This is a genomic window from Paenibacillus naphthalenovorans (assembly GCF_900099895.1).
Taxonomy (GTDB): domain Bacteria; phylum Bacillota; class Bacilli; order Paenibacillales; family NBRC-103111; genus Paenibacillus_G; species Paenibacillus_G naphthalenovorans.
In genome coordinates this window covers 1-1,680 of the sequence record NZ_FNDY01000084.1, presented here as the reverse complement: position 1 = coordinate 1,680, position 1,680 = coordinate 1, and the positions used below count along the sequence as shown (strand labels likewise).

Genomic DNA, 1,680 nt, shown 5'->3' with positions numbered 1-1,680 from the left:
CGGTATTTGTCAAGATAGTTGTCGCGATTTAATAAAATTAAGTTAGCTATCATTGCGTCTTCTGCACAGCTTGAATAAGCGTCGCTTTTTCCGGATTAAGCCATACTTCTTCTTTTAGACTCCAATCCCGTGTATCCCCTGACCAGCGACCTGGATGCAGGGCTTTCGCAGCTTCATAAACCTGCCGTCGCTTCTCAAATACTTGTTCCTCCTGTCCTTTATGCCTCTGGCTGGGCGTGAGGAAATTGAGCCCGCTGTGGCGATGCTCGTGGTTGTACCATCGTACAAAACGCAGCACCCATTCACGGGCCTCGGTGCGGTCTTTAAACCCTTGCTCCGGGTATTCTGGACGGTATTTGCACGTCCGGAAGATGGACTCCGCATAGGGATTGTCATTGCTGACTCGGGGCCGACTTCTGGAAGGCGTGATGCCTAAGCTATATAGCGTTTCCAATAAGGTTGCCCCCTTCATCGGACTGCCATTGTCCGAGTGCAGCACAAGGGGCTGCTGGCGAATGACACACTGCTCGCTAAGCACCGTTCTGCGTATTAACTGACTCGCATGCTCGGCCGATTCTTCTTCCCAAATCTCCCAACCGACAATTTTGCGACTATATAAATCTAGCACCAGGTAGAGGTAGAAGAACAGACCTTTAACGGGCCCTGGCATCCACGTAATATCCCACATCCAGACTTGGTTAGCTCCAGTAGCACAGTGGCTTGTCAGCGGCTTGGTGGTTCTTTTCTTGCTTCTTCCACGATGTTGCTGTTGTTTGTGTTTGTGCATCACACGATAAAAACTAGACTCCGAAGCAATATAGGTTCCCTGATCGGCAAGGGCGGGAACGATTTGACTCGGGGGGAGGCTCTTAAACTCAGGCTGATGGATGACGTCCAGAATCTGTTGTTCTTCTTCCTCGCTGAGCTTATGGACGGGCTCAGGACGCTTGGCATAAGGACGCCTATCTTCGCTAATCTTATGCTGACGCCAACGCTGCAGGGTTCTCTGGGTCAGTCCAAGCTCCTTACAGGCGAGGTGTTCCCTTGCACCGGCCTGAACAGCTTCTTCAATCAGTGATACAGCTAGCTGACGATCCGGGGCACTGATCATTCGTCCCCTTGGTCCCCCCAGATCGCCTGGGCCTTTTTTCGCAACACCAGTAAGGCTGCGGTTTCGGCCAATGCCGCTTCCTTTCGTTGAAGCTCGCGGCTTAGGGCCTTTACTTCTTGTTCTTTCGTTCGGAGATCCTTTTGCAGCTTGCTCGCTTGCTCGGCGATCCCGCCATTGGCGTTCATACAAGCATCGCGCCAGGCTTCCACTTGCTCGACGTACAGCCCTTTGGCACGACAGTATTCCGCCAACTCAATCTCACTTAATGCTGCTGTTTCTACCACGATGGCAAACTTATCTCGAGTGCTCCATCGCTCTGTAGATTGTGCACCTGTCGGCATGATCGTTCCTTGGGCCTTCGCCGCTTTCTTCCACTTATACAGCGCTGTTTCAGATATCCCGTACTCTTTGGCTAACTGGCTGACCGATTCATTATTCGGTGGCATCATTCGTTGCACGACTCTCTGCTTCAATTCCTGATTCACTTGGTTCATTGTCTCCCACCTCGTCCTTGTTATCCTCACTATACTTTCAATTGAGGGGTACGACAACTATTCTGACACAGGGGG

At 51.4% G+C, this 1,680-nt stretch carries 1 protein-coding gene; it reads right to left on the bottom strand.

Annotated elements, in window-relative coordinates; all coding sequences use genetic code 11:
• Positions 1–49 precede the first annotated feature (49 nt).
• Positions 50–1,605 (bottom strand): IS3 family transposase gene (locus tag BLT35_RS26040; RefSeq protein ID WP_254611337.1). Its coding sequence is split into 2 segments (ribosomal slippage): positions 50–1,140 and positions 1,140–1,605, totalling 1,557 coding nucleotides; the frame shifts between segments, so codons are not numbered across the junction.
• Between the last annotated feature and the right edge of the window lie 75 nt (positions 1,606–1,680).